This window comes from Thermus sp. KWY1 (genome assembly GCF_057547025.1).
On sequence record NZ_BAAJPG010000023.1, the window covers coordinates 108113 to 134299 of the forward strand.

The following is a 26187-nucleotide window of genomic DNA, read 5'->3' on the forward strand; positions in this document are numbered from 1 at the left end:
AGCCGCCATCATACCCTGGACGGAAAAGGGGGGGTGCTATACTATCAGGGTTGCCCCGGTGGGGGGCAAGGGAGGTGCGCAAGTTGAGGCTGGTCACGTCCGAGTCGGTCACGGAAGGGCACCCGGATAAGCTGGCGGACCGGATCTCCGACGCCATCCTGGACGCCCTGATCGCCCAGGATAAGAAAGCCCGGGTGGCGGCGGAAACCCTGGTCACCACCGGGCTGGTGTTCGTGGCGGGAGAGATCTCCACCGAGGGGTATGTGGATATCCCCGGCCTGGTTCGCAAGACGGTGAGGGAGGTGGGCTACACCCGGGCCAAGTACGGCTTTGACGCCGACACCTGTGCGGTCCTCACCGCCATCGACGAGCAGTCCCCGGACATCGCGGGCGGGGTCAACCTCTCCTACGAGTGGCGGGTTCTCAAGTCCACGGATCCTCTGGACCGCACGGGCGCGGGGGATCAGGGCCTCATGTTCGGCTACGCCACCGACGAAACCCCGGAGCTCATGCCGCTACCCATCACCCTGGCCCACCGCCTCACCATGCGCCTGGCGGAGGTGCGCAAGACGGGGCTTCTTCCCTATCTGCGCCCCGACGGCAAGGCCCAGGTCACCGTGGTCTACGAGGGGGACCGGCCCCTTTACGTGAAAACGGTGGTGGTCTCCGCTCAGCATTCCCCGGAGGTGGAGCAGGACCAGCTTCGCGAGGACCTGATCCGGGAGGTGGTGCGCCAGGCCATCCCCCCCGAGTACCTGAAGGAAGGGGAAACGGAGTACCTCATCAACCCCTCGGGCCGGTTCATCCTGGGGGGGCCCCATGCGGACACCGGGCTCACCGGGCGCAAGATCATCGTGGACACCTACGGGGGAGCGGTGCCCCACGGAGGCGGAGCCTTCAGCGGCAAGGACCCCACCAAGGTGGACCGTTCCGCCAGCTACTACGCCCGCTACATGGCCAAGAACCTGGTGGCGGCAGGCCTGGCCCGGCGGGCCCTGGTGGAGCTGGCCTACGCCATCGGCAAGGCCAGGCCCGTTTCCTTGCGGGTGGAAACCTTCGGCACCGGGGCCTTGCCCGATGAAAAGCTCACGGAGATCGTGAAGCGGGTCTTTGACCCCAGGCCCTTGGCCATCATCGAGGAGCTGGACCTCCTCCGTCCCATCTACACCCCCACCAGCGCCTACGGCCACTTCGGCCGTGCAGGCTTCCCCTGGGAGGAAACCGACCGGGTGGAGGCCTTGAGGCGGGAAGCAGGCCTCTAAGGCCACCCCACCCTGGGGGCCCCGGTGGGGAGGGGTGGGTTTAACCCACCTCCACCCGGTTTTTCCCCCGGCGCTTGGCCTGGTAAAGGGCGTCGTCGGCCCGCTTGAGGAGGGAAAGGGGGGAGTCTTCGGGGCGGGCCTCGGCCACGCCGATGCTGACAGAAATCCCCTCCGCCGGGAAAACCCTCAAGGCGGCCACCGCTTGCCGGAGCCGGCTTGCCATCCGCACCGCCTGGGCCAAGGGGGTTTCCGCAAGGAGGACGGCGAACTCCTCCCCCCCGAGGCGCACCGCCCGGTCGCTTTGCCGGATGTGCTCCTCCAGGCAGCGGGCCAAGGCTTTGAGCACCCGGTCCCCCACCGGGTGGCCGTGGGTATCGTTGATCCGCTTGAAGTTGTCCAGATCCAGAACCAAAAGGGATAGGGGCCGGCGGTAGCGCTGGACGTGGAAGAGCTCCCTTTCCAGGACGAGATCCAGGTAGCGCCGGTTCCTGAGCCCGGTGAGGGGGTCGGTGTAGGCATCCAGCCGGGCCTCGAGGTAGCCTTCCCTGATCCGAACCAGCATGTAGAGAAGGCTTACGTAGGCCAGGTTGGCCCCGAAGAACTGGGCCAGGGCATTGAGGTGCTCCGCGTGGAAGTGGCCGCGGAAAGCTCCCAGGAGGGAGAGGAGGAAGAGGGTGAGGAGGTAAAGAAGGGCCAGGCGTACCGCCTGTTGGGTTCGGAAAAAGAGGAAGCTACTGAAGTACACGAAGGGAACCCAGTGGGCGGCGGGGGATAGGCCCAGGGGATTCGGGGCTATAAGGAGCTGGAAGGCCAGGGTGGCAAGGAGGTACGTGGCCACGAGACCGTGGGCCAGGGGAAGAACCCAGGAGCTGGTGCGGGGAAGGCGCCATAGGGCCAAGGCCAGGAGGGAAAAGCCCAGGGCCAGGAGGGGAAGGAAGAAGCGGTCCACTGGGTCCAGGCCCACGGCCCTCGAGGCGGCAAAGGCCACCAGGGCCAGAAGGGCCCCGAGGGGCAGGAGCCATAAGGCCATCCTGCGCCTTAAGGGATGCAAGGGATCCAGGAGCTCGAGGGTAGGGTACAAGTTAGTTCCAGTATAGGGGCTTCGTGCCCGGGCCATGCCCCCAGGATGACCCCACCCCCCTTAACGGATCCTTAACGGGCCTTCAGTCTTCCAGGTAGGTGTAGCCCTGGAGCTCCCGCATGTATCGCTCCAGGAAGGCGCCCTTTTCCACGGGGGAGAGGCGGCTTTGCCGCACCAGGCGCTCCACGCCCAGGAAGAGCTCCCGGGCGGTGAAGCCCATCTTCTCGATGACCTTTTCCGCGGTCTCCCCGGGGACGAAACGCTCTATGGCAAACCCTTCCTCGTCCACCACCACGTGGGCCTCCCCCACCTGGCCGAAGAGGTTGTGGTTGCTGCCCAACACGTCCTGGTAGCCTCCCACCAGGAAGACCCCCAGGTAGTAGTCCTCCCCCGGGCGGATGGGGTGGACAGGCAGGCTCTGGCGCACATCATGCAGGTCGATGAAGCGGTCTATCTTGCCGTCGGAGTCGCAGGAGATGTCCACCAGGGTAGCCTGGCGGGTGGGGGGCTCGTTAAGGCGGCTTAGGGGGACGATGGGGAAGAGCTGGTGGATGGCCCAGGCGTCGGGAAGGCTTTGAAAGATGGAAAAGTTGCAGACCAGCTTGTCGGCCAAGAGCTTCTCCAGATCCTCAAACTCATCGGGAGCGTAGGGCAGTTCCCGCACGATGGCGTAGACCCGCCGGGCGATGTGGTAGAAGATCTCCTCCGCCAGGGCGCGGTCCTGCAGGGACACGAGCCCCAGGTCGTAAAGGGTCTGCAGGGTTTCCTTGTCGGCGAAGGCGTCGTGGTAGACCTCGCGGAAGTTCTTGGGGGAGAGGTTTTCCAGGCTCTCCCAAAGCTCCTTGACCAGGGGGTGGGCCTCCGCGGGCGGGGAAGCAGGCCGGGTCTCCCCCGGGGGGGTGATCACGTCGATGACCTCGAGGACCAAGACCTCATGGTACGCGGTCACCGCCCGGCCCGACTCCGTGACCAGGATGGGATGGGGCTCCCCCTGGGCCTCCACCACCTCCTTGGTCACGTAGACCAGGTCCTCGGCGTACTCGGGAAGGGTGTAGTTGGCGGAGGCGTAGAAGTTGGTCTTGGAGCCGTCGTAGTCCACGGCCAGGCCCCCGCCCAGGTTCAGGTACTGGAGGGGAGCCCCGAGCTTCCTCAGCTGCACATAGGTCTGGGCTGCCTCCCGCACCGCCGCCTTGATCTTGCGGATGTCCGTCACCTGGCTGCCGATGTGGGCGTGGACCATCACCAGGGTGTCCAGGAGGTCTTCTTCCTTCAGGATCTCCACCGCCCGGATGATCTCCGGGGTGGTGAGGCCGAACTTGGCGTTTTCCCCGCCGCTGGCTTCCCACTGCCCGGCCCCTTTGGCCTTCAGCTTGTAGCGGATGCCCAGCTTGGGCCGCACGCCCAGCTCCTTGGAAATGCGGATCACCCGGGGGAGCTCAGCGAACTTCTCCAGGGTGATGACCACGTTCCGGGAAAGCTTCCTTCCCATTAGGGCCAGGCGGATGAAGTCGTCGTCCTTGAAGCCGTTGGTGGTGATGAGGGCTTCCGGGGAAAGGTCCTGGGCCAGGATCAGGGCGAGTTCCGCCTTGCTTCCCGCCTCGAGGCCATAGTGGTAGGGCCTCCCCGCCTTGGCCACGGTTTCCAGCACCAGCCGGCGCTGGTTCACCTTCACGGGGTAGACCCCGCGGTAGCCTCCCGTATAGCCGTACTTTTCCATGGCCCTGCGAAAGGCCTCGTTCAGCTCCCGCACCCGGGCCTCGAGGATCTGGGGGAAGCGGAGCACCAGGGGCAGGGGCCGCCCCTCGTCCCTGAGGGCTTCCACGATCTCCAAAAGGGAAGCGGAAGGGCCTTCTGGACCCAGGGGGGTTACCTCCAGCTCCCCGTCCCGCCCTACCCGGAAGAACCCCGCCCCCCAGTAGGGCACCAGGTAGATCTCCTCAGCCTCCTTGGGGGAAAAGCGCCTGGCGGTTTTCAATCCCGTTCAACCTCCGCCCTTGAGTGTAGGGCGGAAGGGGCGGCTTGGGAAGAGGTGGGGCTCCGGTAAAGGTACCCCTCGCCTTCCCTGGGGATCTCCTCCGGGTCCACCAGGTAGAGGAAAGGGCCTCCCGTTTGGTTTACCAGGGCATAGCCCCGTTCTTTGAGAGGGGGATGCAAGGCCTCCTCGGCTTGAAAGGCAAGGGGTACCGGGCCCACTTCTTTCAAGACCTCCTCCAAAAGGTCCAGCCAGCGGGCCAGTTGGGTGGGGTCCAGGCCCTCGGGGACTGCAATCCGCACCGCCCCCCTTTTCTCGCCGAATAGCCCAAACCGCCTTAAGAAACGCCTTAAGGTACGCCTCTCCTCCCCTGAGGGTTGGAAGGAGAAGTGCTTGTGGCCAAAGACGCTGAAGCGGAATCCCGCCGGGGCCAGGCTCCTCAAGCGGCTTATGGTCCTTTTGTCCCCCACCCGGTGCCACCAGGAAAGCTCCACCGTGGGGAAGGCTTGGGCGTAGGCCCTGAAGCCCCCAGGGTAGCCCCTATACCCCTTAAGGCCTTCCAGGATCAAGCCACGCCTCCAAAAAGGCCAGCCCCATCCGGGCCATCAGGGGGGTGATGGTGTGCCCGGCTCCTTCCTCCACAAACCAGGCTAAGCGGCCTTCGGGGTAGTGGGGCCTCAAGGCCTCCACGGTTTTCTCCATGCGGGAAAGGGGCACGATCAGGTCCTTGGTGCCGTGGAGGTGGAGGAGGGGCACACCGCCATAGGCTTCCCCCCTCTGGGCGGGAGGGGTTTGGTAAAGGGCCAGGACTCGAGGGTCCCTTACCTCCTGACCCTGGGGAAGCTTCATGGGAAAGCCGCTTCCGATGAAGGCCAGGGCCCCTTCCGCCCGGAACCCCTGGGAAAGAAGCAGGTGCACCACAAAGGCCCCCAGGCTCCCCCCCGCCAGGAAAAGGGGTAGGCCGAAGCGCTCCCTGGCCTCCTGGGCCACTTCCCTGGCTTCCTCGGCGAAGGCCAGGGCCACCTGGTACACCTCCTCCACATACCTGGGGCTTTTGGAGGAAGGGGGTGGGCCCTCCCGTTTCCCGTGCCGGGGGGCGTCAAAGGCCAGGAGGAGGAAGCCTTTTTCCGCATACCCCGGGAGGAGGGAAAGGATGTGTTCCCTCGAGCCCTGAAGCCCGTGGAGGGCCAGGAGGAGGGCCCTCGGGCGCTCGGGGATGTGAGCCAGCACGCTTTGCCCCGCCAGGGTGAAGGCTTCTTTCCGCATCCCGCTTCCCTCAGGTGAACAGGCTGGACACCGACTCTCCCCGGTGGATGCGCCAGATGGCCTCGGCGAAGATGGGGGCCACGGGGAGGGTCTTGAGCTTGGGACCCTCCTTGGGAGGGCAGGTGTCGGTGGCGGCCACCTCCTTGACCGGGCTTTGGGCGATGCGCTCCAGGGCCGGGCCCACATAGACCCCGTGGGTGGCGGCGGCGTAGACTTCCCTGGCCCCGGCCTGCAAGAGGGCTTCTACTGCCTCCACCAGGCTTCCGGCGGTGGAGATCTCGTCGTCCACGATCAAGGCGGTTTTCCCCTTCACCTCCCCCACCAGCATCCGCACCCGCACCTCGGTGTCGGATACCCGTTCCTTGTCGATGAAGGCCAGGGGAAGGCGGAGGCGCCGGGCCAGGGAGCTGGCCCTCTTAAGGTCGCCGGCATCCGGGGCCACCACCACGGCATTTTCCAGGTCCACCCGGGTGGCGAAGTGGTTGGCGATGACGGGCTCGGCGGAAAGGTGGTCCACGGGCACCTTGAAGAAGCCGTGGACCTGGGGGGAGTGCAGGGTCATGGTGAGGACCCGGTCGGCCCCGGCGGTCTGGAGGAGGTCGGCGATGAGCCGGGCGGCGATGGAGATGCGGGGGGCGTCCTTCTTGTCGCTACGGGCGTAGGAGAAGTAGGGGATGACCGCCGTGACCCTGGCGGCGCTGGCTCCCTTGGCGGCGTCCACCATCATGAGGAGCTCCATGAGGTGGTCCTGCACCGGAGGGGTCAGGGACTGGACGATGAAGACATCCCCTTCCCTCAGGCTTTCCTCGAAGCGCACGAAGAGGTTGTCGTTGGCGAAACGCTGGGTGGTGCTTTTGCCCAAGGGCAGGCCTAGGGCCTCGGCGATGGCTTGGGCCAGGGGTTTGTTGGACTGGCCGGAGAAGATCAGGAGGGGGCGGTCCATGCCGTTCCCCAAGATACCACGGGAGAGGGGTATGCCCAAGCTGGCCCCGAAGGGGGCTACTTAGGTCAGCCCCGAAGGGGCTACTTAAAGGAGGGTAAGGGCTTCCTGCAAGGGAGTGGTGACCTCCGGACCCGTGGGGTGCAGGTAGACGTTCACCTCGGTGCGCACCCCGAAGCCAGGCAGGTAAAGCCCGGGCTCCACGGTGAAGGCGAGGCCCGGCACCAAGGGGCGGAAGTCGTGGGTTTCCAGGTCATCCAGGTGGGGACCTGAGCCGTGGACCTCCTCCCCCAGGTTGTGCCCCGTGCGGTGGCGGATGTAGGCGCCGTAGCCCTCCCCTTCCAAAAGGCCCCGGGCCACCCGGTCCACCTCGAAGCCCTTGGGGTAGCGCCCTTTTCGGTAGGCCTCGGCCACGAAGCGGATGGCCTCATCCCGGGCCTTGACCACAGCCTGGAAGGCTTGGTGGGCGGCCTCGGGAGGCCTTAGGCCGGCCATCCAGGTGATGTCGGCGTAGACCCCTCCTTTTTCCTTGGCCCAGAGGTCCAAAAGCACCACTTCTCCCTCCTCGAGGGCCTTGTCCGTGGGCGCATGGTGGGGGTTGGCGGCGTTTTGGCCGAAGGCCACCATGGGGGGGTGGTCGAAGACCAGGTCCCGTTCCTCCAGGGCCTGGATCAAGATGGCCTGTACCGCCTGTTCCGTGGACCCAGGGTTTTGGCGCAGGAAGGCTAAGGCCCGGTCCTTGGCGGCCACCAGGCCCTCGGCTGCCCGGCGGTGGCTTTTTAGCTTCTCCTCCTCCCAGGTCTGGAAGAGGAGAAGCAAGGGCCAGGAGGAGGTGAGCTCGAGGCCCATTCCCCTGAGAAGGTCCAAACTGCCCCCGTCCACCCGGGACAGGTAGGGGATAAGCCCTCCCGGCACGTACTCCAAGGCGATGCGCCTTAGCCCCTCCAAAAGCTCCGAAAGGGCTTCCAGGTACCCTCGCCAGGTGTGGTAGGTGCGCCTTTTCCCGGGAAGGGAGGGAAAGAGGCTTTCCTCTATGGCGTGGCAGAGGAGCAGGGGTTCCCCTTCCCGGGGGATGAGGTAGGCAAAGCGGCGGGTTAGGTGAAGGTGGGTGAGGGCAAGCACCTCGAGGGCCAAGGGATTGCTCCGGCCAAAGGAGAGGAGGAGCCAAGCATCCAGCCTCTCTTCCCTGAGGATTTCCTGCACGCGGGTGAGCTCCACGTTCCCATGCTACCCCTTGGAACCCACCTCACCTTTTCGTACCCCTGACGTGCTACGTTAGGGGTAGGGAGGTTTGGAAGATGGTCGAGACGCAGGAGGCGGTCATCCGCATTACCCCCTTGGCGGCGGAGAAGGCTAAGGAGATCCTGGCCCGTTATGGCAAGGAGCATGCGGCCATCCGGGTCTACATCAAGTCCGGCGGGTGCTCGGGCTTCCAGTACGGCATGGCCGTGGACGAGAGGGAGCTCGAGGGGGATACCCTCGTGGAGATGCACGGGGTGCGCTTGGTGGTGGACCCCATGTCCCTGCCCTACCTGGTGGGCTCGGAGATCGACTGGGTGGAAAGCCTCATGGGCGGCGGGTTCACCGTGCACAACCCCAACGCCGCCAGCACCTGCGGTTGCGGCCACTCCTTCCGCACCAAGGACCAGGAAGGGGAGGCCCGCACCTGCGGCCACTAATTGCCTCTTTTGAGCGCCTTTTGGGGGCCCAGATCCTGGGCCCCTTTAACCTTTTTCCCATTGACCTTCATGGGAGGCGCCGTATAATAGCCTCGGCCACTAAGATAGTGCCGCAACCACGAAAGGAGGCCGTATGAGAAAAGTAGGCAAGCTGGCTGTACTCGGTTTAACCGCCCTGGGCCTGGCCCTGGCGGGGCCTCAGGACAACAGCCTGGTGATCGGGGCTTCCCAGGAGCCCCGGGTGCTGGCGGGGGACTTTCTCAACGTCATCTCCAACCAGGCTATTAAGACCGAGATCGAGGGGTACCTCTTTGCTCCCTTTATCGGCTTCAACGCCGACAGCCAGAACTTCCCCGTTCTGGCCACCGAGGTGCCCACCCAGCAGAACGGGCGCTTGCGGGTGACGGACATCGGCGGGGGCAAGAAGCGGCTGGAGATGGACCTCACCATCCGCCCCGATGCTCGCTGGTCCGACGGCAAGCCCATCACCACCGAGGACGTGCAGTTCTACTTTGAGGTGGGCAAGGCCAAGGGGATGCCCGTCCTGAACCCCGACTACTGGGAGCGGGTAAGCCTAAAGGTAAAGGATGCCCGGAACTTCACCGTTACCTTTGAGCCCGCCTACTACTACGACACCTACGGCGGCACCTACGGCTCCCCCATCGGCTATGCTCCCAAGCACATCATGGGGCCCGAGTGGGAGAAGGTGAAGGCGGCGGCCCGGGGCCTGGACCCCGACAAGGATGCGGAGAAGCTCAACGAGCTCTACCGCAACTTCTTCCTCAAGTTCGCCACTCCCCAGGCCCTAAACCGGGGAGCCATGGTCTACTCGGGGGCCTTCAAGCTGAAGCGCTGGGTGCCGGGGAACTCCATCGAGATGGAGCGGAACCCCAACTTCCCCATCAAGCCCGAGGGCGGGGAGAGCAGGTACGTGCAGAGGGTGGTCTACCGCTTCATCCAGAACACCAACTCCCTCCTGGTGGCGGTGATCGGCGGTTCCATCGACGCCACCTCCAGCGTTTCCCTCACCTTTGATCAGGGCCGTAGCCGGCAGCTCACCTCCCGCGCCCCCGGCCGCTTTGACATCTGGTTCGTGCCCGGGGCCATCTGGGAGCACATCGACATCAACAAGTTCTCTAACTGCCAGCAGGTGAAGGACCTAGGCCTGGACGATGTGCGCACCCGCCAGGCCATCCTGCACGCCCTGAACCGGGAAGGGCTGGTAAAGGCCTTCTTTGACGGCCTCCAGCCCGTGGCCCACACCTGGATCGCCCCCGTCAACCCTCTCTTCAACCCCAACGTCAAGAAGTACGAGTTCGACCTCAGGAAAGCCGAGGCCCTCCTGGCGCAGATGGGCTGGCGGAAGGGTCCGGATGGCATCCTCCAGCGCACCGTGGGCGGGCGCACCGTGCGCTTTGAGATCGAGTACGTGACCACCGCGGGCAACGCCATCCGCGAGCGCACCCAGCAGTTCTTCGCCGAGGACCTGAAGAAGATCGGCATCGCCGTCAAGATCAACAACGCCCCCAGCGCCGTGGTCTTCGCCGACGACTACATCCAGCGGGCCAGCGAGTGCAAGTGGACCGGGATGTTCGAGTTCGCCTGGGTTTCCAACCTGGCGGAGGATGGCTCCCTCTTCCAGTACAGGAACCTGAACACCGGGGCCATCATGGTGCCCACCAAGGAGAACAACTACCAGGGGCAGAACATCGGCGGCTGGCGGAACGACGAGTTTGACCGCCTCACCAGCCAGGGCGTCCTGGAGTTCGACGAGGCCAAGCGGAAGCAACTCTTCTGGAGGGCCCAGGAGATCTGGGCGCAGGAGCTTCCCGCCCTGCCCCTCTACTTCCGGGCCAACCCCTATGTGGTGCGCAAGGGCCTGGTCAACTACGTGGCCAGCGCCTATGCGGGCGGCTACGGTTACCCCGGCTGGAACGCTTGGGAGATCGGCTGGGAAAGCCGCGGCGCCGTGAAGAAGTGGGACCAGGCGAAGTACGCCCTTTCCGTCAAGTAGCCTGGGTTGTATAGTGATGCCCGCTGGGCTTTTAGCCCAGCGGGCTTTTTGGGGCTGAAAAACAGGAGGTACAAAGGTGTTTGCCTACACGGTGCGCAGGCTTTTGCAGATGATCCCCTTGCTCCTTGCCGCCAGCGTGGTGATCTACGCCCTGCTGGCCTTGCAGCCCGGGGATCCTTTGGAGGAACTGAAGCGGCAGAACCCCCGCATGACCGCCGAGCAGTTTGAGGCCTTGAAGCGGGCTTACGGCCTGGACCAGCCCCTCCATATCCGCTACTTCAAGTGGCTTTCCCGGGCGGTGCGGGGGGATCTTGGCTACAGCCGTACCTACGGCATCCCTGCGGCGGAGTACATCTTCGTGCAGCGCTTGCCTAAGACCCTGATCCTCTCCGGCTTGGCCCTGACCCTGGCCCTGGTGGTGGCCATCCCCGTGGGCGTTTTTTCCGCCGTGCGCCAGTACTCCCTGGCGGATTACGTCATCACCTTTTTCTCCTTCGTGGGGTTTTCCATGCCCGTCTTCTTCCTGGGCATCCTGCTCCTTTACCTCTTCGCCATCTGGTTACCCGACCACATCCCGGGCTTCCCCCGTTTCCCCACCGGGGGGGTGCCCGGGGTGCTCTGGGAGGATGTGCGCTCGGGGGCGATAAGCTTTTGGTACTTCCTGGGGCAATGGGCCTGGCACCTCATCCTGCCGGTCATCGCCCTTTCCTCCTTGCAGATGGCGGAGTGGACCCGGTTCATGCGGGCTTCCTTGCTGGAGGTGCTTTCCCAGGACTACATCCGCACCGCCCGGGCCAAGGGCTTGGCCGAGCGGGTGGTGCTCTACAAGCATGCCCTCAGGAACGCTCTTATTCCCATCGTGACCCTGGTGGGTCTGGCCATCCCCGGGGTATTGGGCGGGGCCACCATCACCGAGACCATTTTCAGCTACCCTGGCATGGGGCGGGCCATCTTTGACGCCCTGGTGGAGAAGGACTACAACGTGGCCATGGCGGCCCTGGCCTTCCTGGCCTTGATGACGGCGCTTTTCAACTTGCTGGCGGACCTGGCCTATGCGGTGGTGGACCCCCGCATCCGCTACAGCTAGAGGTGCATCATGGCAACGCAAGCTTTGAAAGCCAAGCCCCGGACCTTCTTCGGCCTTTTCTGGCGCCGCTTACGGCGGCACAAGATGGCCATGGCTGGATTGGTGGTGATCCTCCTGCTGATCCTCATGGCCATCTTTGCTCCCTGGATCGCTCCCTATGACCCCACCGCCCAGCCCACGGGCGAGGATGTGGGCCAGTACTACTTCAATCCCCCTTCCCGGGAGCACCTTCTGGGCACCGATGACCTGGGCCGGGATGTGCTTTCCCGCATCATCTACGGTTCCCGGATCTCCCTTTTGGTGGGCTTCGCCGTGGCTTTTTCCAGCGTCATCCTGGGTACCATCATGGGCACCCTGGCGGGGTACTTCTCGGGCCGGCCCCTGCGGTTCTACCTGGGGCCTTTAAGGCGGGAGCGGGAAGGGTTTTATCCCTGGAGCTTTGCCCTGTGGCGGGTGTTCTCCTGGTTCCTCTACTACGGGGTCTTGTACCTGGCCCTTTCCATCGCCTGGGCCTTGGCCGAGGATGGAATCCAGACGGGAAGCGTGGGGAGTTACCTGGGCTTTGGCCTTGTCTTGGCTCTGGTGCTCTGGGCTGCCTGGTATGGGCTTAAGGGGGAGATCCGCCTGGATTTGGACGTGGCCATAAGCCGCCTTATCGACTTCATGCTCACCATTCCCACCCTGCCCCTTCTTCTGGTGCTTTCCGCCTTGTTGCGCGACCCCGGGGTGAAGGTGGGGCAGTGGGCCCAGGGAGTCTTCGGCGATGCGGCCAGCGTTTTCATCATCATCACCATCCTGGTGCTCTTCGGCTGGCTGGGCACAGCCCGGCTGGTGCGGGGGAACATCCTTTCCCTAAGGGAGCAGGACTACGCCACCGCCGCCCAGGCCCTGGGGGCCAGCGATGCCAGGATCATGTTCCGGCATTTGGTGCCCAACACCCTGGCTCCCCTCATCGTGCAGGCCACCTTGCAGATCGGCGGGGCCATTTTGGTGGAGGCGGCCCTTTCCTTCCTGGGCTTTGGCATCCAGCCCCCGGTGGCCACCTGGGGCAACATGCTCACCAATGCCCAGGAGTATATCTTCACCGCTCCTTGGCTGGCCCTGCCCCCGGGGTTCATGATCTTCATCACCGTCTTGGCCTTTAACTACCTGGGGGATGGGCTTCGGGATGCTTTGGACCCGAGGAGCCGTCTCTGATGCCACCCCACCCTGGCTTTGCCAGGGTGGGGCCCCCGGTCTACCGAGGGGATAGCTTTTCCGGGGGATAGGCGGCCTCGAGGAAATATAACCCCTGGGGCGGCGCCGAGGGGCCCGCTTGGCCCCGGTCCTGGGTTTGCAGGATGAGCCGGATGCTCTCCGGGGAGCGCTTGCCCAGACCCACCTCGAGGAGGGTTCCCACCATCCCCCGCACCTGGCCCCTCAGAAAGCTTTGGCCCCGGAAGTAGAAGCGAAGCTCCCTACCTGCTTCCCCTTCCACCTCCTCCATGCGGGCCTCGTAAAGCTCCCTTTCCCCTGCCCGCACCTCCTCCTTGGCGAAGCCCAGGAAGCTGTGCCGGCCCGGGAGGTGGGCGAGGGCTTCCCGCATGGCGGCGAGGTCCAGGGAGTGGCGGATCCAAAGGGCCCGGTGGCGGAGGAGAGGAGAGGGGTGGGGCCTAAGGAGGATGCGGTAAAGGTAAGCCCGCCAAAGGGCGTCCTTGCGGGCATGGAAGTCTGGGGCCACCTCCTTGGCGGCGATCACCTTTAGGTCCTCGGGGAGAAGGCGGTTCAAGGCCTCGGGGATCCTCTCCGTGGGAATCCTGCTTAAGAGGTCAAAGTGGAAAGGCATGGCCAGGGCATGCACCCCGGCGTCCGTGCGGCCTGCGGCCACCGCTTTGGGCAGGGCCCCGATTTCCGGCAAAATCCTTTCCAGCTCGCCCTGCACGGTGCGCAGGCCCGGTCGCTGGCGCTGAAGCCCGGCGAAATGGGTGCCGTCGTACTCGGTGAGGATCAGGATGCGGCGCACGGGCCCAGCTTAATCCGCACCCACCGGGGCCTTGGAGGGATGCCCCTCGAGGGCCACGCCCTTTCCCACCACCTTAAGCCGCACCCGGTCCCCCACGCGGAAGGGGCTTTCCGGTCCCTCCTGCACCAGGATCTCCTTCTCCGGGGAGAAGAGACGCACCCGGTAGGTGAGGTCGTGCCCCTTGAACTCCCGGGCCAGCACCTGTCCCAGGGCACCCTCCGGGGTTTCGGGGGGAAGAAGCCTTAGGGCCTCGGGGCGCAGGGAGAGGAGAAGGGGTCCGTGGGCGGGCTCCGCCAGGGGCACAGGGCCCAGGCACGTTTCCGCATACCGGCCGAATCCCTCCCCCGAAAGCAGGTTGGTGCGCCCCAAAAACTGGGCCACGAAGGGGGTCTTGGGCTTGAGGTAGACCTCCTCGGGGGTACCCACCTGCTCTAGCCTTCCTCCCCGCATCACCCCCAGGCGGTCGGCGAAGGAGAGGGCCTCCTCCTGGTCGTGGGTGACCAAAAGGGCAGTGGTGCCCGTTTCCTTGAGGATCTTGCGCACCTCCTCCCGGGTGCTGGCCTTGAGGCTGGCGTCCAGGCTGGAAAAGGGTTCGTCCAAGAGGACCAGCTTCGGGCCCGGGGCCAGGGCCCGGGCCAGGGCGATGCGCTGCTGCTGCCCTCCGGAAAGCTCCCCGGGCTTGCGGTCCTGGAAAAGGGTCATGCCCACCCGCTCCAGGGCCTTCTTGGCCTTCTCGTAGCGGTCTTTCCCCTTAAGGCCGAAGGCCACGTTGCCCAAGGCGGTGAGGTGGGGGAAAAGGGCGTAGTCCTGGAAGACAAAGCCGATGCCCCGCTTTTCCGGGGGCAGGGAGGTGATCTCCTTGCCCTCCAGGAAAATCCGCCCTGCCTCCGGGTTTTCCAACCCGGCCACCACCCTGAGGAGGGTGGTCTTGCCGCAGCCCGAGGGCCCCAAAAGGGCCAGGATCTCCCCGGGAAAGACCTCGAGGTCGATTCCCTTAAGCACCTCGTGCTCCCCGAAGCGCTTGACGATGCCTTCCAGGATTAGAAGCGGCGCTCGCTCCAAAGCAACACCCCCACAAAGGCCGCCGAGAGGAGGGCGATGGCTAGGGCAAAGGGGGCGGCCTCGGCGAACATGGCTTCCTGAGTGTAGCCGAAAACCCGGGTGGAAAGGGTGCTGTACCCCATGGGGGCGAGGAGGAGGGTGATGGGAAGCTCCTTCACCGCCCCGATGAAGGCCAAGGCCCCTCCCGCCACCGCTCCCCGCCAGAGGAGGGGAAAGGTGACGCGGAAGAAGGCCCGCGCCGGGGTGTCCCCCAGGGTCCTGGCTGCCTCCTCGAGGCGCCTTGGCACCTGGTAAAGCGCCCCCCGCACCGGCCCCAGGCCCTCGGCCAGGAAGTGGAAGGCCAAAACCAGGATGAGGAGGGGCAGGGTGCCGTAGAGGAAGGGAAGGCTTTTCAGGCTGAAGAAGATCCAGGCCAGGGCGAAGGCCAAAGGGGGGATGGTGTAGCCCAGATAGCCCAGCCTTTCCAGGAAGCGGGAGGCCGGCGAGGGGTAGCGCACCGCCAGGTAGGCGATGGGCAGGGCCATGCCCACCGCCAGAAAGGAGGCGGGGATGGCGGCCATGGCGGAGTGGGAGAGGGCTTCCCAAAGCCCGGTGAGGTGTTCCCGGGGAAAGCGGCTTGCCAGGTGGAAAAGGGCATAGAGGGGAAGGACCAGGGCCAGGAGGACGGGGAGGAGGAGTAGGAGGTAAGCCCAGGGGGTGAACCTGCCCAGGCGCACGGACCTGGCCTTTTTCCCGCTGCCCTTTCCCGTGCGGGCCAGGCTGAGGCGGCGGAGGAAGGCGCCTTCCAAAAGGAGAAGCCCTCCGGTGAAGAGGAGGAGGAAAAGGGCCAGCCAGGCGGCGTACACCCGGTCAAAGGCGGCGCTGTACTGAAGGTAAATGGCGTAGGAGAAGGTTTCGTAGCGAAGGAGGCTCACGGTGCCGAAATCCCCCAGGACGTGGAGGCCCACCACCAGGTAACCCGAGAGGAGGGCGGGGAGAAGTTGCGGGAAGACCACTTGGAAAAAGGCCCTTAAGGGTCCCACCCCCAGGGTTCGGGCGGCTTCCTCCAAGCTGGGGTCCAGCCCCAAAAAAGCAGCCCGCAAACCCAGAAAGAGGTAGGGGTAGGTGATGAGGGAGAGGACCAGAAGCGCCCCCCAGTACCCCTCGAGGCGCGGCAGGGGGAGGACCCCCCCGGGCCCCGTGGCCGAAAGGATCACGTAGGCTCCCACGTAGCCGGGAATGGCCAGGGGCAGGGTGAGGAGGATGGAGAAGAGGCGCTTCCCCTTGAGGTCGGTGCGGGTGGTGAGGAAGGCCAGGGGCAGGGCGATGAGGGTGGTGAAAAGGAGGACCCCGAGGAGGAGGGAAAGGGTGTTCTTCACCAGCTCCAGGTTCTTGGGGCGAAGGAGGATATCCCGAAGGGTTTCGGGATCGGCCTCGAGGGCCCTTAAGGCTAGGTAGAGGAGGGGAAGGGCCACCCCGCCCCCCGTGAGGAGGGCGGGCACCAGGAAGGGCAGGAGCCCGGGAAGTTGGTGGAGCCTTCTTGCGCTGGTCATCTTCGGCTTCGGCGCTCGCCCCCGGATCCGGGGGGAGGGGGTGGTCCTAGAGAATCCCCAGTTCCCTTAGGAGCCTTAGGGCCTGGTCCAGGGGGAGCCTCTCAAAGTCCAGCTTGGGGCTTTTCGCCAGGGCCTCCTCGAGGGGCAGGAGGTGGGCATCGGCCACCACTCCCTTGACCAAGGGGTATTCCCCCACGGTGCCCGCGAAGTACTGCTGCCCCTTGGGGGAGAGCAGGTAGGTGAGGAAGCGGTTTGCGGCCACCAGGTTCTTGGAGGTCTTGAGGATGCCCGCTCCCGTGACCAAGGCCAGGTTGCCGACGTCCCCATCCTTAAAGTAGTGGAGCCCCAGGTTGTACCCGGCCCGGCGGAAGCGCACCACGTAGTAATGGTTGGTGGAGCCGAGGTCGATCTCCCCGGCGCGGATGGCGTCCAGCATGGCCGGGTTGGAGGCGTAGCTCTTGGGGTTTAGGGCCTTCATGGCGGAAAGCCATTCCCGGGTCCTGCCTTCCCCGTAGAGGGCGATCATCCCCGCCACCATGTCCTGGAAGCTGGAGTAGGTGGGGGTCCAGCCCACCCTGCCCACCAGGCCCTTTTCCTGGGCGAAGCGGGGGAGGTCCAGGATGCTTGCGGGAAGCTCTTCCGGCTTAAGCTTCTGGGGGTTATAGGCCAGCACCCTCAGGCGCAGGGTCACCGGCACCCAGGCCTTGGAGGCGGGCACGAAGGCCACGGGTTGCCTAAGGAGGGTGTCCCCCAGAGGCCTTAAGAGGCCTTTGCTGGCCGCCTGGCCCAGGGCGCCCGCGGTGTTGGCCCAGAAGACATCCGCCGGGGAACGGCTTCCTTCCTCCTGCAGGGCCGCCAGGATCTGGGCGTCGGTGCCGTAGCGCACCTGGACCCGGATACCCGTTTCCGCCTGGAACTGCTTCACCAAGGGTTCCACCAGGCTCTGCCCCCGCCCGGAGTAGAGGGTTAGGGTCTGCTGCTGGGCGAAGGCCAGTCCTAAAGCCACAAGGCCGATCAGGGGTATGAACCTTCTAAGCTGCATCTTGCCTCCTTCCTGCATCCCCAGGGGTTCCCCGGGGCGAGGGCGCCCTCTGCCTGGGGACTTTACCCCAAGGGGGGATTAAAGTCAAGTATTCCGGTCGGATTTTGCAAGTTTAGAAGTGATAATCACTTGCAGCCAGGAAAACACCCCCACCAGGTCCTGCGGCCAGAAGGGGGTTTCCCCGGTATAAACCAGGGGTACGGGGTTTCGGGTGTGCTTGGGGTGCCAGGGCTCCTCGGCATTCCCGTGGTCGGAGGTGAGGAGGAGGGTGCCCCCTTCCTCCAGGAAGCCCTTCAGGAACAGGGAGAGCTCGCGGAAGCGCTCGGGAAGGGTATCCGGATGGCGGTGGGCGGCCAGGTCCAGGGCCCAGTACTCCAGGACCACCAGGTCGAAACTTCGGGTCAAGGCCGCCATTCTGGCCCCCACCTCGTGGGGATCCTCCCAGAAGGCGGGAGGGAGTGCCAGGGAATGGCCCAAGGGCAGAAGGGGGAGGCCTGCCAGGAGGGCCGCCTGGGCAAAGGCGGAAAGCATAAGCCTCCTTCCCCCCGTGGCTCGCTTCAGGTATTCCGGGCGGTAGGCGTTGGCGTGGAGGACCCTGAGGCCGGCTTCCTTAGCCCAGGCGTAAAGGCTTTGCCGGAGAAGGGGCCTGAGCCTGGGGCTCGGGAAAGGCCCCTGGTGGTGGCCTAGGAGCCTGGCGGCGTTGACCCCGGTGAGGAGCGTGGTCTGGCCCGTGCCCGACTGGGGCAAGCCCTCCACCCCCAAGGTGGCGTCCAGGGCCCTGGGGGAAAGCTCCAAAAGAAGGGGGAAGAGGTCCTCCAAGGCCTCCCCCAGGCCCAGGCCGTCCACGAAGAGGAAGAGCACGCCTTTAGTGTGGGCTACCCGTCCCCCTTCGTCAAACCCCGGGGGCTTGGGAAAAGTGCCTTTTCTCACTGGAGCTTCCCCAAGGTGCCAGGTATTCTGGCACTGGAGGTAAACCTATGCCGGTAAGAAGGGCCAATGCGGTATGGGAGGGAGGTTTGCGGAGCGGTAAGGGGTTGATGCGGCTGCAAAGCCAGGCCTTTGAGGGACCCTATTCCTTCCCCTCCCGCTTTGAGGAGGGGCCGGGGACCAACCCCGAGGAGCTCATCGCCGCCGCCCATGCGGGGTGCTTCTCCATGGCCCTGGCGGCCTCGCTGGAACGGGAGGGGTTTCCCCCCAAGCGGGTTTCCACCGAGGCCCGGGTGCACCTGGAGATGGTGGAGGGGAAGGCCACCATCACCCGGATTGAGCTCATCACCGAGGCGGAGGTGCCGGGGATAACCCCAGAGAAGTTCCAGGAGATCGCCCAGGCGGCCAAGGAAGGATGCCCGGTCTCCCGGGCCCTGGGGGCGGTGAAGGAGATTACCCTCGAGGCCCGCCTGGCCTAACCTTCCCCCTTCCAGAGAAGCCGGCCGCAGGAGGGGCAGCGCACCAGCTGCCCCTGTACCACCTTTTGCGCCACGTGGGTGGGCAGGACCACGTTGCACCCCTCGCAACGGAAGACCTGGCCCTGGCGGTGCATGCGGGCGATACCGGTGCCCTTCCGGGCCCGGCGGATGGCCTCGTACTCCTTCAGGACAGGGGCAGGGATGGCCTGGGCCATCAGGGAGCGTTCCTCCAGCCTGACGGCAATCTCGGCCTTTAGGGCCTCCACCCGCACCCGGTTGGCCTCCAAGAGTTCTTCCAGGCGGGGCCTTAAGGCCGCCAGCTGAGCTTCCACCTCCTGGATCTCGTTTTCCAGGTTCTCCATGGCCTCCATGATGGGGGTGGAAAGCTCCAGGAGCTCCTTGATGCGGTCCTTGATCTGCTGGATGCGGTTTTCGTACTGGGTCTGCTCGCGGGCGCTTTGGGCCTGGCGCTGCTCGGCCTCCGCCTGCTTTTCCTTGGCGGTGAGGTCCTCGATGTCCAGGCTGTGGCGGTTGTACTCCTTGCGGAGCTCTGCCTGGCGCTCCAGGAGGTCGGCAAGCCGGTCTTCCAGGGCCTCCACCTGGGCCTTCACGGAAACCAGGTCCTCGGGAAGGGTTTCCGCCTCCTTTTGCAATCGGTCTATCTCCAGGTCCTTTTCCTGCAGGTCATAAAGAGCCTTGAGCGCCTCAAGCTGTCCCCTGTGGGGAGCATCCGCCCCGTTCACGTTTCCCATTCTAACCCGAGGAGGAAGGGGTTGGTCTTGGCCTCGAGGGCCAGGGTGGTGCTGGGTCCATGCCCCGGGTAGACCTCCGTCTGAGGGGGCAGGGTGAGGAGGCGCTTTAAGGAGCGGAAAAGGTCCTCCCGGCTTGCCCCTGGCAGGTCGTAGCGGCCGATGCTCCCTTGGAAGAGGAGATCCCCGGAAAGGACCCGGGGGGGTTCCCCGGCCTCGCCGGGATGGATGAAGGCCACATGGCCGGGGCTATGGCCGGGAAGGTGCCAGACGGTGAAGCCGTAAAGGACCTGCCCCTCTTCCAGAGGCTCTACCGGGAGGGGAGGGTCGGGGATGGCGAGGCCCCACATGCGGGCCACCTCCGCCGCATGCCGGTAAAGGGGAAGGTCCAAGGGGTGGAGGAAGACCGGCAGGGACAGGGCCTCCACCAAGGGGGCCACCGCTCCCACGTGGTCGAAGTGGGCGTGGGTGAGGAGGATGGCCTTGGGGGTTAACCCCGTGGACTCCAAAAGGGCCAGGATCCTTTCCGCCTCGTCCCCGGGGTCTATGAGCACCGCTCCTTCCTTCCCCTCCACCAGGTAGGTGTTTTCCTGGAGAGGGCCCACGCTTAAGCCGTACACCCTCATGGCTCGGTGGGAAGGCCCTCCCCTAACCACTCGTGCATGGAGCCCAGGTAGTTCCTGGCCCGCACCCCGAGGCTTCTCAGCACGAAGAAGGCCACGGCGCTCCGAGCCCCGGAGTGGCAGTAGACCCCCACCTCCTGTCCCGGCTCCAGGCCGAGTTGCTTTAGCACCTTATCCGGCTCCAGGAAAAGCTCCAGGGGGGCATTCCGGCTCCCCGGGATCCGTCCCCCCTTGGGGCAGCAGGGGGGGTGGACCTTGCCCTGATATTCCTCGGGGCTTCGCACATCCAAAAGAAGAGGGTGCCTGGCCGCCTCGTCCGCGGTGAGGAGCCAGTCCCGCCGGAGGCGGGCTAGGGTATCCGAGCGCTCGGGCTTGGGCTCTTCCCGTTCGGTGGCGTAGGGTTCCCAGCCCTCCGTCCAAAGCTCCACCTCTAGCCCCCCGAGGCCCAGGAAGAAGGCCGTGCGGCAAAGGCGGCTGGTGAGCCCCTCGTCGTAGAGGACCACCGGGCTTCTTAAGCCAAGTTCCTGGAAGAGGTCGGTGAGGCCGGCCTCGAGGGCCTTGAGCTCCGCCTCTTCCCGCAGGCGGAGCCTGGGGGCGGAAAGATCCAGGTGGCGGGCGCCTGGCAGGTGGCCTGCCTCGTAGGCAGCCCTGGGCCGGGTGTCCACCAAGACGGCCTCAGGAGGGATCTCCATGCCCTTGATTATAGGGGGCGCAGGGGTAGGCGCATAAGCCTAAAGGTACTTGACAAGAAGGCGCGCAGGTGATATAAGTGAAAAAGGAGGTGATAGGTATGGCCCTGGTTCGTAGGGATGTGCGTCCTGCGGAGATCACTCCCTTCCGTACCTGGGGTCCTTTCTCCCTCCTGGAGGAGGCCAACCGGCTCTTTGAGGAGGTTCTGGGCGACTTTGCCCGGCCCGTGGCCACCTACGTGGCTCCGGCCGACCTCTACGAGACCGACGAGGCCTTGGTCCTGGAGATGGCGGTGCCGGGCCTGGCTCCCGAGGACCTGGAGGTGAGCCTCGAGGGGAGCAAGCTCACCGTACGGGGCCAGGTGAAGCCTGCCGAGGAGGTTAAGGTGCGCCGCTACTACCTGCAGGAGATCCCTCACGGCTCCTTTGTGCGCACCTTCTCCCTCCCCGTGGAGGTGGATGCCTCCCAGGCCAAGGCGGAGTTCCGCCACGGGATCCTGCGTCTCACCCTGCCCAAGGTGGCCGAGGCCCGGGCCAAGCGGATCCCCATCGAGGTGGTCCAGTAAGCCCGGAAGCTCCTTCCCCCCGGGGACGTTCCCCGGGGGGTTTACACTTTCTTTAGGGCCTCGGCAAGGCGCTTCAGGGCTTCCTCCAGCACCTCGGGGTAGGTGGCGAAGTTGAGGCGCACGTAGCGGTCGTATCCTTCCCCGAAGTTTTCCCCGGGGTTCAGGGCCACCCGGGCCTCCTTGAGGAAGAAGGAGGCCGCCTGGGGAATGGGGGTTTTGAACCAGGCCAGGTAGGTGCCCTCCGGAGCGAAGTGCCCGAGGCCCACCTCCTTGGCCCAGGCCGCCACCCGGTCGCGGTTGGCCTTGAGCCGGGCTAGGGTTTCCCGAAGCCAGGGTCCAGCCTCCAGCAGGGCGGCCTTCCAGGCGGCCATGGCCAACACGTTGGGAAAAGTGTGGGGTAGGTGGCGCTTCAAGGCCTCCACCAGGGGCCTAGGCCCCACCACCGCCCCTATGGGCAGCCCAGCCAGGTTGTAAGCCTTTCCCGGGCCCAGCAGGGTGAGGGTGCGCTCGGGGAGGAAGCGGGCCAGGGGCACGTGGGGCTTCTCGTAGGTCAAAGGGGCGTGGAGCTCATCGGAAACCACGATGAGGTCGTGCTTGCGGGCGATGGCGGCCAGGGCGGAAAGCTCCTCCTCGCTGTAGACCCTTCCCGTGGGGTTTTGCGGGTGGCAGAAGAGGAGGAGCCTGCTGGCGTAGGCCAGGCGCTCCAGGCCCTCGAGGTCCAGCCTGTACCCCTCCTCCGTTTCCCGTAAGGGGTTGGCCAGAACCGTGCGCCTTTGCTGGCGTATGGCGGCCAGAAACGGGGGGTATATGGGGACCTGGGTCAGGACCCCCTGCCCGGGGGCGGTGAAGGCGGCCACCGCCCCATAGAGCCCCACCACCACCCCGGGCATGAAGGCCACCTCCCCTTCTAAGCCCGTTTGTTCCAGGATGAGGGCCTTGAGCTCCGGGTCCCCATCCCGGGGCGGGTAGCCCAAAAAGCCCTCGGCCCTTTCCCGTATGGCCCTCTGGATGGGCTCGGCCACGGGGAAGTCCATGTCCGCCACCCAAAGGGGCAGGACGTCCTCAGGGTAGGTGCCCCACTTCAACGAGTCCTTGCGGGGGGGAAGCACCATGGGCTTATCTTACCGGCCCAGGCGCCGCAGCATGTACCAGGAAAGGAGGATGAGGGGCAGGCTCACCACCTGGGTGGCGGTGAAGAGGCCGATGCCCAGCTCGTCATTGCGGTACACGGGGAGCCACAGGGGGTTCAGCCGGAAGGGCTCCTCGAGGACCGAGCGGAGCACGCTGTACCAGAGGATGAAGTTCCAGAAGGCATACCCGTAAAAAGGCTTTTTGCGAAGCCAGTAGTAGGAGAGGGGCAGAAGGATGAGGCCCACCAGGGCCCCGTAGATCTGGGTGAGGTGCACGGGGCCCCGGAGGAGCTCCGCGCACCGGTACACCTGGGAGATGTCCTCTATGCCGGGGCAGATTCCCGGGAAGCCCTTGGCCCACTCCGGCCAGGTGAAGCCGATGGGCAAGGAGGTGAGGCGCCCCACGGTGTCCGAGCCATTCATCAGGTTCCCGATCCTGCCGGCGATGATGCCCAAGGCCACCCCCGGGGTGGCGGCGTCCAGGTAGGGCCAGAGGGGGTAGCCCTTCCGCTTATGGAAGTAGAAGAAGACCAAAGCCCCGCCCAGAATGGCCCCGTGGAAGGAGAGGCCCCCGTGCCAGATGTACAGGACCTCCACGGGGTTTTGCAGGAAGTAGCCGGGGGAGGTGAGCACGTAGCCCAGCCGGGCCCCCACCACCCCGAAGATGACTGCCCAGAAGGCCACCACCTCAAACTTCTCCGCATCCAACCCCCAGGCCCTAAGCCTGCGCTTGGCCAGCTCAAAGCCGATGAAGATGGTCAGGGTCAGGAGGAAGCCGTACCACTGGATGCGCAAGGGGCCGATCTGGATCATGGTGGGGTTCATGCCTCACCTCCCTTGGACTCCTGCCAGCGCTCCACAAGGGCCAGCAGGTCTTTCTCCCCAAAGGCTCCTTCCAAAAGCACCTCTTCCCCCAGGAGGAGCACGGGTACCCGGAAGGTGTAGAGGCGGAAAAGCCCGGGGTCTTGGTCCACATCCCGGCGCACATAGGGTATTCCCAGGGTCCAGAGGGCCCTTTCCGCCTTTTCGCAAAGGCCGCACCCCTCGCGGGTGACGAAGACCAGGTCCATGGGGAAAAGCATACCTTGCTCTGGGGTAGTACCGCCGGGGGCCCCTAACCTGGTTTGGCCAGGTTGGGGTGGCATCAGAAGATGGCCCGGATCACCAGGATCCCCATGGCCACGTGGACGATCGCCTTGGCCACCACGCCCCCCATGAGGCCCACCAGGGTGCCCCAGGCTGCCCTTAGGGCCTCCTCGGGTTTCCGGCCCGAAAGGTACTCAAAGAGCCAGGCCAGCACAAAGGGGAGCACCAAAACCCCCACCACCCCCAGGAAGAGGCCCAAAACCCCTCCCAAAAACGCTCCCCATAGCCCTGCCCGCCCGGCCCCGTACCTTCTGGCTCCCAGGAGGGTGGCGAGGTTGTCCAGGCTCATGGCCAGAAGGGCCAGAACCCCCAGGGCCAGCCACAGGCCCAGGGAAAGCTCCCGGAAGCCCACCAGGGCCTCGTGGAGGAGGGCAGCCGCCAGGATCAGGAGGGTGGCGGGGACGAAGGGCACCAGGGTAAGGAGCACCCCCGCCCCCCAGAGGGCCACGAAGAGCCAGTCGGCGAAGGTATCCACGAAAAAAGCCTAGGGTGGGATTTCATGAGAAGGAAAAGGACATCCGCCCTGAGGCCGGGCCTTAAGCTCGAGGCGAGGAGGCGGGTATGGAGTTTGGCCTACCCAAGGAGCAAGGCGTGGTCAAGACCCAACCCCCCTTCGGGGAGGTGCGGGAGGGGCGGGTGGCCCTTACCCCCCAAGGGGTGCGGGAGCTGGTGGAGAGGGGCCACCGGGTCTATGTGGAGCGGGGGGCGGGGGAGCGGGCGGGCTTCCCCGATGGGGCCTACGAGGAGGCCGGGGCCCGGCTGGTGAGCCGGGAGGAAGCCTTTGGCCGTGGGGAGGTGGTCTTGAAGGTGGGAAGGCCCACCCTCGAGGAGATCGCCTTGCTCCGGCCCGGAGCCACCATCATGGCCTTCATGCACCTGGCGGTGGCGGAATCTTCCCTGGTGGAGGCCATGGCGGAAAAGGGTTTGACCGCCATCGGCTACGAACTCATCGGAGCCGGGGGGAGGCGCCCCGTGCTCAAGGCCATGAGCGAGATCGCAGGCCGCCTGGCCCCCCAGATCGCCGGGAGGCTTCTGGAGGCTCCCTTTGGTCCCGGGGTGCTTCTTTCCGGGCTGCCGGGGATTCCCCCTGCGGATGTGGTCATCCTGGGGGCGGGGGTTTTGGGAAGGGCGGCGGCCCGCTCCTTTTTGGGAATGGGGGCCTCGGTCTACCTCCTGGACAAGGAGCTTTCCGCCCTGGAGGAAGCCTCCAAGGAGGCCAAGGGGGCGGTTGCCGCCCTCATCACCCAAAGCCGGCTGGAGCGGTACGCCGCCTTTGCCGACGTCCTGGTGGGGGCGGTGGCGGTGCCTGGGGAGAGGGCCCCCTTCCTCCTAAGCCGGGCCCTGCTCTCTCGCATGCGCCCGGGGGCCGTGCTCCTGGATTTCGCCATCGACCAGGGGGGGATTGCGGAAACCAGCCGGGTGGGGGTGTACCAGGAGATGGGCATCACCCATTTCTGCCTCCCCAACGTTCCCGCCCTGGTGCCCCGTACCAGCAGCCACGCCCTCACCGCCACCCTTTTGCCCTTTCTCCTGGAGGTGGAGGAGGATCCCTTGGGGGTTCCCGAGCTCCGGCAAGGGGCTTACCTCCTCCTGGGCCAGAAAGGAGGCCACCTGGAATGAGCTACCGCAAGAAGCTGACTTCCCCCGAGGATGCCGTCACCCTCATCCGATCCGGGATGCGGGTCTTCGTTTCCGGAAACGCCGCCACCCCTACCCCCATCCTGAAGGCCCTGGCCGCCCGCAAGGAGGAGCTGGAGAGCGTGGAACTGGTGCACCTCCTGCAGATGGGGGAGGATCCCTTTGCCTCCCCGGAGATGGAGGGCCACTTCCGGCGCCGCTCCCTCTTCGTGGGGCCCACCGACCGGGAGGCGGTGAACCAGGGCCGGGCCGACTACGTGCCCATCATGCTCCACCAGGTGCCGTGGCTTTTCAAAAGGAGCATCCTTCCCCTGGATGCCGCCATCGTCCAGGTTTCCCCACCCGACGAGCACGGCTTCTGCTCCCTGGGGGTGGAGGTGATCGCCACCAAGGCGGCCCTCGAGGCGGCTCCCATCGTGATCGCCATGGTGAACCCCAGGATGCCGAGAACCCTGGGGGATACCTTCGTCCACGTCTCCCGCTTCACCGCCATCGTGGAGCTGGACTGGCCCCTGCCCGAGCTGAAGCGGGAGGGCTTTGGCGAGGTGGAGCGGAGGATCGGGGAGCATGTGGCGAGCCTCATTGAGGATGGGGCCACCTTGCAGATGGGCATCGGGGCCATTCCCGATGCCGTGCTGGCCAGCCTCGAGGGCAGGCGGGACTTGGGCATCCACACGGAGATGATCTCCGATGGGGTCCTCGAGGCCTTTGAAAAAGGCCTCATCACCGGGGCCCGCAAGACCCTCCACCCCGGCAAGGTGATCGGCACCTTTGTCCTGGGCTCGGAACGGCTCTACCGCTTCGTCCACGACAACCCCCTCTTTGAACTCCACCCCGCGGACTACGTGAACGATCCCTTCGTGGTGGCCCAGAACCGCAAGATGGTGGCCATCAACTCCGCCATCGAGGTGGACCTCACCGGCCAGGTGGTGGCGGACTCCATCGGCACCCGCATCTACTCGGGCTTCGGCGGCCAGCTGGACTTCATCCGCGGGGCAGCCCGGAGCGAGGGGGGCAAGCCCATCATCGCCCTGCCCTCCACCGCCAAGGGGCAAAGCCGCATTGTTCCCTACTTGAAGCCGGGGGCCGGGGTGGTCACCACCCGGGCCGATGTGCACTACGTGGTCACCGAGTGGGGCATCGCCGAACTCTTCGGCCGCTCCCTAAGGGAGAGGGCCCTGGCCCTTATTGAGGTGGCCCACCCCGACTTTCGGGAGGAGCTTTTGAAAGCGGCGTGGGAGAGGAGGCTTCTGCCCAGGGCTTATCCTGGTGTTGCGCCCGGCTCCAAGGAATAGGCGCGT

The 26187-nt window shown here is 65.5% G+C and carries 27 protein-coding genes; 9 read left to right on the forward strand and 18 right to left on the reverse strand.

All coding sequences use genetic code 11. The features are described from left to right. The first annotated feature begins 83 nt into the window (after positions 1-83). Positions 84-1262, forward strand: coding sequence for a methionine adenosyltransferase (gene metK / locus AC27GT_RS07235; RefSeq protein WP_015718193.1), 1179 nt, complete (start codon positions 84-86; stop codon positions 1260-1262). Between the two features lie 40 nt (positions 1263-1302). On the opposite strand, the gene AC27GT_RS07240 is transcribed toward metK, so the two are convergent. The 6 genes from AC27GT_RS07240 to AC27GT_RS07265 all read right to left on the reverse strand — a co-directional run bounded on the left by AC27GT_RS07240 (position 1303) and on the right by AC27GT_RS07265 (position 7739). Further along, entirely contained in the window at positions 1303-2379 is a 1077-nt protein-coding gene (locus AC27GT_RS07240; protein WP_487223823.1) for a GGDEF domain-containing protein, read from the reverse strand. 46 nt (positions 2380-2425) lie between these two features. Further along, the gene (gene speA / locus AC27GT_RS07245) at positions 2426-4318 is read right to left on the reverse strand and encodes a biosynthetic arginine decarboxylase (RefSeq protein ID WP_487223824.1); all 1893 of its coding nucleotides are present in this window, start codon (positions 4316-4318) and stop codon (positions 2426-2428) included. Further along, positions 4315-4884: a DUF72 domain-containing protein gene (locus AC27GT_RS07250; protein WP_487223825.1), complete on the reverse strand. Its 570-nt coding sequence runs from the start codon at positions 4882-4884 to the stop codon at positions 4315-4317. Before AC27GT_RS07250 ends, speA begins: the two co-directional genes overlap by 4 nt. Continuing rightward, positions 4865-5581 carry an alpha/beta hydrolase gene (locus tag AC27GT_RS07255; RefSeq protein ID WP_487223826.1) on the reverse strand — a complete coding sequence of 239 codons (717 nt, stop codon included), beginning with the start codon at positions 5579-5581 and terminating at the stop codon, positions 4865-4867. Before AC27GT_RS07255 ends, AC27GT_RS07250 begins: the two co-directional genes overlap by 20 nt. A gap of 10 nt (positions 5582-5591) precedes the next feature. Further along, positions 5592-6524 carry a ribose-phosphate diphosphokinase gene (locus AC27GT_RS07260; protein WP_487223827.1) on the reverse strand — a complete coding sequence of 311 codons (933 nt, stop codon included), beginning with the start codon at positions 6522-6524 and terminating at the stop codon, positions 5592-5594. A gap of 84 nt (positions 6525-6608) precedes the next feature. After that, positions 6609-7739, reverse strand: coding sequence for a M24 family metallopeptidase (locus AC27GT_RS07265; protein ID WP_487223828.1), 1131 nt, complete (start codon positions 7737-7739; stop codon positions 6609-6611). Between the two features lie 80 nt (positions 7740-7819). Here AC27GT_RS07265 and erpA point away from each other — a divergent pair, with 80 nt between their 5' ends. The 4 genes from erpA (at position 7820) to AC27GT_RS07285 (ending at position 12498) form a co-directional block, all read left to right on the forward strand. Then, positions 7820-8200: an iron-sulfur cluster insertion protein ErpA gene (erpA, locus tag AC27GT_RS07270; protein WP_015718186.1), complete on the forward strand. Its 381-nt coding sequence runs from the start codon at positions 7820-7822 to the stop codon at positions 8198-8200. A gap of 133 nt (positions 8201-8333) precedes the next feature. Then, positions 8334-10214 (forward strand): peptide ABC transporter substrate-binding protein, encoded by a 1881-nt coding sequence (locus AC27GT_RS07275; RefSeq protein WP_487223829.1) that lies wholly within the window; start codon positions 8334-8336, stop codon positions 10212-10214. A 76-nt stretch (positions 10215-10290) separates the two neighbouring features. Next, positions 10291-11301, forward strand: a complete 1011-nt coding sequence (locus AC27GT_RS07280; protein WP_487223830.1) for an ABC transporter permease — start codon at positions 10291-10293, stop codon at positions 11299-11301. A 9-nt stretch (positions 11302-11310) separates the two neighbouring features. Continuing rightward, complete coding sequence (locus AC27GT_RS07285; RefSeq protein WP_487223831.1) at positions 11311-12498, forward strand: ABC transporter permease; 1188 nt, start codon at positions 11311-11313, stop codon at positions 12496-12498. A gap of 40 nt (positions 12499-12538) precedes the next feature. Here the strand turns inward: AC27GT_RS07285 and truA are convergent, their stop codons facing one another. The 5 genes from truA to AC27GT_RS07310 form a co-directional block, all read right to left on the reverse strand. After that, on the reverse strand, positions 12539-13303 hold the full coding sequence (truA, locus tag AC27GT_RS07290; protein ID WP_487223832.1) for a tRNA pseudouridine(38-40) synthase TruA: 765 nt from the start codon (positions 13301-13303) through the stop codon (positions 12539-12541). 9 nt (positions 13304-13312) lie between these two features. Next, on the reverse strand, positions 13313-14365 hold the full coding sequence (locus AC27GT_RS07295; RefSeq protein WP_487223833.1) for an ABC transporter ATP-binding protein: 1053 nt from the start codon (positions 14363-14365) through the stop codon (positions 13313-13315). Next, complete coding sequence (locus tag AC27GT_RS07300; RefSeq protein WP_487223834.1) at positions 14344-15897, reverse strand: ABC transporter permease; 1554 nt, start codon at positions 15895-15897, stop codon at positions 14344-14346. Before AC27GT_RS07300 ends, AC27GT_RS07295 begins: the two co-directional genes overlap by 22 nt. A 46-nt stretch (positions 15898-15943) precedes the next feature. After that, positions 15944-16939, reverse strand: a complete 996-nt coding sequence (locus tag AC27GT_RS07305) for an iron ABC transporter substrate-binding protein (RefSeq protein WP_487223835.1) — start codon at positions 16937-16939, stop codon at positions 15944-15946. 84 nt (positions 16940-17023) lie between these two features. Then, positions 17024-17800, reverse strand: a complete 777-nt coding sequence (locus AC27GT_RS07310; RefSeq protein WP_487223936.1) for a metalloenzyme — start codon at positions 17798-17800, stop codon at positions 17024-17026. Positions 17801-17916: 116 nt separating this feature from the next. Between AC27GT_RS07310 and AC27GT_RS07315 the strand changes: the two genes are divergently transcribed. Further along, a complete protein-coding gene (locus AC27GT_RS07315) occupies positions 17917-18345 on the forward strand; it encodes an OsmC family protein (RefSeq protein ID WP_487223836.1) in 429 nt (142 codons plus the stop codon). On the opposite strand, the gene AC27GT_RS07320 is transcribed toward AC27GT_RS07315, so the two are convergent. The 3 genes from AC27GT_RS07320 to AC27GT_RS07330 are packed head-to-tail and all read right to left on the reverse strand — an operon-like array spanning position 18342 to position 20409. Continuing rightward, a complete protein-coding gene (locus AC27GT_RS07320; protein ID WP_487223837.1) occupies positions 18342-19097 on the reverse strand; it encodes a zinc ribbon domain-containing protein in 756 nt (251 codons plus the stop codon). The two genes, AC27GT_RS07315 and AC27GT_RS07320, sit on opposite strands and share 4 nt — an antisense overlap. Next, positions 19085-19720 (reverse strand): MBL fold metallo-hydrolase, encoded by a 636-nt coding sequence (locus AC27GT_RS07325; RefSeq protein ID WP_487223838.1) that lies wholly within the window; start codon positions 19718-19720, stop codon positions 19085-19087. Before AC27GT_RS07325 ends, AC27GT_RS07320 begins: the two co-directional genes overlap by 13 nt. Further along, positions 19717-20409: a sulfurtransferase gene (locus AC27GT_RS07330; RefSeq protein ID WP_015718173.1), complete on the reverse strand. Its 693-nt coding sequence runs from the start codon at positions 20407-20409 to the stop codon at positions 19717-19719. The genes AC27GT_RS07325 and AC27GT_RS07330 overlap by 4 nt, the downstream gene beginning before the upstream one ends. A 98-nt stretch (positions 20410-20507) precedes the next feature. Between AC27GT_RS07330 and AC27GT_RS07335 the strand changes: the two genes are divergently transcribed. Then, positions 20508-20972 carry an Hsp20/alpha crystallin family protein gene (locus tag AC27GT_RS07335; RefSeq protein ID WP_487223839.1) on the forward strand — a complete coding sequence of 155 codons (465 nt, stop codon included), beginning with the start codon at positions 20508-20510 and terminating at the stop codon, positions 20970-20972. Between the two features lie 41 nt (positions 20973-21013). On the opposite strand, the gene AC27GT_RS07340 is transcribed toward AC27GT_RS07335, so the two are convergent. From AC27GT_RS07340 to AC27GT_RS07355, 4 genes are all read right to left on the reverse strand, one after another. Beyond that, positions 21014-22084, reverse strand: coding sequence for a cystathionine beta-lyase (locus tag AC27GT_RS07340; RefSeq protein WP_487223840.1), 1071 nt, complete (start codon positions 22082-22084; stop codon positions 21014-21016). 9 nt (positions 22085-22093) lie between these two features. Further along, complete coding sequence (gene lgt / locus AC27GT_RS07345; RefSeq protein WP_487223937.1) at positions 22094-22915, reverse strand: prolipoprotein diacylglyceryl transferase; 822 nt, start codon at positions 22913-22915, stop codon at positions 22094-22096. A gap of 8 nt (positions 22916-22923) precedes the next feature. Further along, positions 22924-23184 (reverse strand): glutaredoxin family protein, encoded by a 261-nt coding sequence (locus tag AC27GT_RS07350; protein ID WP_126169685.1) that lies wholly within the window; start codon positions 23182-23184, stop codon positions 22924-22926. A 62-nt stretch (positions 23185-23246) separates the two neighbouring features. Then, the gene (locus AC27GT_RS07355; RefSeq protein WP_487223841.1) at positions 23247-23723 is read right to left on the reverse strand and encodes a DUF456 domain-containing protein; all 477 of its coding nucleotides are present in this window, start codon (positions 23721-23723) and stop codon (positions 23247-23249) included. Positions 23724-23809: 86 nt separating this feature from the next. On the opposite strand from AC27GT_RS07355, the gene AC27GT_RS07360 reads away from it, so the two are divergent. After that, positions 23810-24868 (forward strand): alanine dehydrogenase, encoded by a 1059-nt coding sequence (locus tag AC27GT_RS07360; protein ID WP_487223842.1) that lies wholly within the window; start codon positions 23810-23812, stop codon positions 24866-24868. Next, positions 24865-26181, forward strand: a complete 1317-nt coding sequence (locus tag AC27GT_RS07365) for an acetyl-CoA hydrolase/transferase family protein (RefSeq protein WP_487223843.1) — start codon at positions 24865-24867, stop codon at positions 26179-26181. The genes AC27GT_RS07360 and AC27GT_RS07365 overlap by 4 nt, the downstream gene beginning before the upstream one ends. Positions 26182-26187 lie beyond the last annotated feature (6 nt).

What these genes read in the sequence shown, in the direction of transcription:
- AC27GT_RS07240 (WP_487223823.1), bottom strand. Translation starts at nt 2,379, where the DNA reads ATGGCCCGGGCACGAAGCCCCTATACTGGAACTAACTTGTACCCTACC.
- AC27GT_RS07255 (WP_487223826.1), bottom strand. Translation starts at nt 5,581, where the DNA reads ATGCGGAAAGAAGCCTTCACCCTGGCGGGGCAAAGCGTGCTGGCTCAC.
- AC27GT_RS07260 (WP_487223827.1), bottom strand. Translation starts at nt 6,524, where the DNA reads ATGGACCGCCCCCTCCTGATCTTCTCCGGCCAGTCCAACAAACCCCTG.
- erpA (WP_015718186.1), top strand. Translation starts at nt 7,820, where the DNA reads ATGGTCGAGACGCAGGAGGCGGTCATCCGCATTACCCCCTTGGCGGCG.
- AC27GT_RS07275 (WP_487223829.1), top strand. Translation starts at nt 8,334, where the DNA reads ATGAGAAAAGTAGGCAAGCTGGCTGTACTCGGTTTAACCGCCCTGGGC.
- AC27GT_RS07285 (WP_487223831.1), top strand. Translation starts at nt 11,311, where the DNA reads ATGGCAACGCAAGCTTTGAAAGCCAAGCCCCGGACCTTCTTCGGCCTT.
- AC27GT_RS07300 (WP_487223834.1), bottom strand. Translation starts at nt 15,897, where the DNA reads ATGACCAGCGCAAGAAGGCTCCACCAACTTCCCGGGCTCCTGCCCTTC.
- AC27GT_RS07305 (WP_487223835.1), bottom strand. Translation starts at nt 16,939, where the DNA reads ATGCAGCTTAGAAGGTTCATACCCCTGATCGGCCTTGTGGCTTTAGGA.
- AC27GT_RS07315 (WP_487223836.1), top strand. Translation starts at nt 17,917, where the DNA reads ATGCCGGTAAGAAGGGCCAATGCGGTATGGGAGGGAGGTTTGCGGAGC.
- AC27GT_RS07320 (WP_487223837.1), bottom strand. Translation starts at nt 19,097, where the DNA reads ATGGGAAACGTGAACGGGGCGGATGCTCCCCACAGGGGACAGCTTGAG.
- AC27GT_RS07325 (WP_487223838.1), bottom strand. Translation starts at nt 19,720, where the DNA reads ATGAGGGTGTACGGCTTAAGCGTGGGCCCTCTCCAGGAAAACACCTAC.
- AC27GT_RS07330 (WP_015718173.1), bottom strand. Translation starts at nt 20,409, where the DNA reads ATGGAGATCCCTCCTGAGGCCGTCTTGGTGGACACCCGGCCCAGGGCT.
- AC27GT_RS07335 (WP_487223839.1), top strand. Translation starts at nt 20,508, where the DNA reads ATGGCCCTGGTTCGTAGGGATGTGCGTCCTGCGGAGATCACTCCCTTC.
- AC27GT_RS07340 (WP_487223840.1), bottom strand. Translation starts at nt 22,084, where the DNA reads ATGGTGCTTCCCCCCCGCAAGGACTCGTTGAAGTGGGGCACCTACCCT.
- lgt (WP_487223937.1), bottom strand. Translation starts at nt 22,915, where the DNA reads ATGATCCAGATCGGCCCCTTGCGCATCCAGTGGTACGGCTTCCTCCTG.
- AC27GT_RS07350 (WP_126169685.1), bottom strand. Translation starts at nt 23,184, where the DNA reads ATGCTTTTCCCCATGGACCTGGTCTTCGTCACCCGCGAGGGGTGCGGC.
- AC27GT_RS07360 (WP_487223842.1), top strand. Translation starts at nt 23,810, where the DNA reads ATGGAGTTTGGCCTACCCAAGGAGCAAGGCGTGGTCAAGACCCAACCC.
- AC27GT_RS07365 (WP_487223843.1), top strand. Translation starts at nt 24,865, where the DNA reads ATGAGCTACCGCAAGAAGCTGACTTCCCCCGAGGATGCCGTCACCCTC.